This is a genomic window from Arthrobacter sp. P1_B4 (assembly GCF_056406555.1).
On record NZ_JBFTZW010000171.1, the window covers coordinates 1 to 2,735 of the forward strand.

The 2,735-nt window shown below is 64.3% G+C and carries 2 protein-coding genes; both read left to right on the forward strand.

The genetic code is table 11. The annotated features are described in order from the left end of the window. A partial coding sequence (locus AC1D1W_RS20410) for a glycosyltransferase family protein (protein WP_476944665.1) occupies positions 1 to 1,352 on the forward strand: 1,352 nt, incomplete at its 5' end. Further along, a complete protein-coding gene (gene wecC / locus AC1D1W_RS20415; protein WP_243177132.1) occupies positions 1,333 to 2,613 on the forward strand; it encodes a UDP-N-acetyl-D-mannosamine dehydrogenase in 1,281 nt (426 codons plus the stop codon). The genes AC1D1W_RS20410 and wecC, both read left to right, overlap by 20 nt. Positions 2,614 to 2,735: the final 122 nt, after the last annotated feature.

A 2,735-nucleotide genomic window follows, 5' to 3' on the forward strand; every position in this document is an offset into this window, starting at 1 on the left:
GCATAGCCCAGTACACCGAGGATCTCGGGCATGACCGCGTAGCCGTGCTCCCGTTCGCGGCCCAGCCGGCCATCCACAACCCCGTGCGGCCCGGACACGGCCGGCACCAGCGGGACGTTGCCTTTGCCGGGATGTACTTTGCCCACAAATATCCCGAACGCCGTGCCCAGATGGACCTCCTGCTCGGCGGGGCGCTGGACGCGTCCACCCGGATGAAGACAGGGCTGGAAATCTTCTCCCGCCAGCTCGGCGGCAACGCCGAGTACCAGTTCCCGGCACCGCTGGACTCGCACGTGGTCGGTTCGCTGACGTACGCGCAGACGCTGTCCGCCTACAAGGCTTACAAGGTCTTCCTCAACGTCAATTCGGTTGTGGACTCGCCCAGCATGTGCGCCCGGCGCATCTTTGAAATCTCGGCGTCCGGGACACCGGTGATCACCGCGCCCAGCCAGGCCATGGGACAGTTTTTCACCCCCGCGGCCGTGCCCGTGGCCGCCACCCGCAAGGAAGCGGAGCACCTCACCCGGGCGCTGGTTTCCAACCCGGAGCTGAACGACCGCACGGCCCACCTGGCCCAACGCACCATCTGGTCGCACCACACGTACTCCCATCGGGCGGCCACTGTCTTGCACCATGCCGTGCCAGCAATCGCGGCGGGCGCGCCGCGGCCGTCCCTGTCCGTGCTGTTGCCGACCATCCGGCCCCAAAACCTGGAAAAGGTCTTCCGGACACTGGCCGGCCAGCGCGGCGTGGAGCCGGAGCTGGTGCTGCTCACCCACGGCTTCCAGCTCTCAGCCGAACGCCTGGCGGAGCTGTCCGAAAAGTCCGGGCTCCGCAACGTCGTGCTCCTTGAGGCACCGCGGGACGTGTCACTGGGGGAGTGCCTGAATATGTGCGTCGCCGCGGCCAGCGGGCAGGTCCTCACCAAGATGGACGACGACGACCACTACGGCCCGCACTATCTGAGTGACCAGCTCCATGCCCTGTCCTACTCCGGCGCCGATGTTGTGGGGAAACAAGCCCACTACATGCATCTTGAGACGACGAACGCCGCGATCCTGCGGTTCGCGGCCCGGGAACACCGGTTCACCGACTTCGTGATGGGGCCAACCATCATGGCCCATAGGGAAGTTTTCACGGACCACCCCTTCCTCCAGGTCAGCATCGGCGAGGACACAGGATTTCTCCGTGCCGCCCATGCCGCCGGTAGGATCATTTACTCGGCGGACCGCTTCAATTACTTCCAGGTCCGCACCGGTGACGGACACACCTGGCAGGTGGAGGACGCAGAGCTGCTCGCGTCCGGAGACTTGAAATTCTATGGAAAGTTAAATGAACATGTTGACATCTAAGGCTGCCGAGACCGAGGCACCCATCAGGACAGTCGCCGTCGTCGGACTCGGTTACATCGGGCTGCCCACGGCGGCCATCCTGGCCACCAATGGTCTCGAGGTGATCGGCGTCGACGTCAATCCGATCACCGTGACCGCCATCAACAACGGCGACGTGCCCTTCGTGGAACCTGACCTGGGCGTCCACGTCGCGGGCGCGGTGAGCCAGGGGAGGCTCCGGGCCCAGCTCGAAACGCCCGCCGCGGATGCCTACATCGTGGCCGTGCCGACCCCGTTCAAGGCGGACAAGTCGGCCGACATGTCCTATATTGCTGCCGCCGCCCGCGCTATCGCCCCGCAGCTGAGCGGCGGGGAACTGGTAATCCTCGAGTCGACGTCGCCTCCCGGCAGCACGCGCCGCCTCGCCGAGCTGATCCTTGGGCTGCGCCCGGACCTCAGCCTGGACGGCCACGACGGGAAGCCGAAGCTTCTGGTGGCGCACTGCCCTGAAAGGGTGCTGCCGGGCCGGATAATGATCGAGCTGGTGACCAACGACCGGGTGGTCGGCGGTCTTACATCTGAGGCTGCGGAAGCCGCCGCCGCCCTGTACGCAGTGTTCTGCCAGGGCGAAATCCATCTCACGGACGCCGCAACGGCGGAAATGTCCAAGCTCGTCGAGAACGCCTACCGCGACGTCAACATTGCCTTCGCGAACGAGTTGTCCGTCATCAGCGACAACCTGGACATCGATGTGTGGGAACTCATCCGCTTGGCCAATCACCATCCCCGGGTCAACATCCTCCAGCCCGGCCCCGGCGTCGGCGGCCACTGCATCGCCGTGGACCCCTGGTTCATCGTGGCCGCCGACCCCGAGAATTCGACGCTGATCCGGACTGCCCGCGAGGTCAACGACGGCAAGCCTGGCTACATTGTGGAACAGGTCCGGAAGGCTGTCGGCGACGACAGCCGTCCGACTATTGCCTGCCTGGGCCTGGCCTTCAAAGCAAATATCGACGACGTCCGGGAATCTCCGGCCGTGGAGATCGTCCGGCGTGTGGCTATGCAGCATCCGGATGCCGAGATTTTGGTTGCAGCACCGCACAAGGATCACCTGCCGCAGGAACTCGCCGTGATTGAGAATATCCGGCTGGTGGAAACGGACAAAGCCATTGAGGCTGCCCAGGTAGTGGTGCTGCTGGTGGACCACGACAAATTCCGCGACATCGAGCCCAGAAGCCTCGAAGGCAAGCGGCTCATCGATACCCGCGGTTTCTGGCGCTGACGGAACAGGCGMAACTGACACTCGATGTTCAGGCAGAGGTTTCGCGTGCAATAAAGAAAATGGGGACAAATTGAATTCTGATCCAACTGCCAGGCTGCTTCCCGCCGGCAGGCATTTCGCGG

Coding starts and splice junctions, on each gene's coding strand:
- wecC (WP_243177132.1), top strand. CDS start 1,333: ATGAACATGTTGACATCTAAGGCTGCCGAGACCGAGGCACCCATCAGG.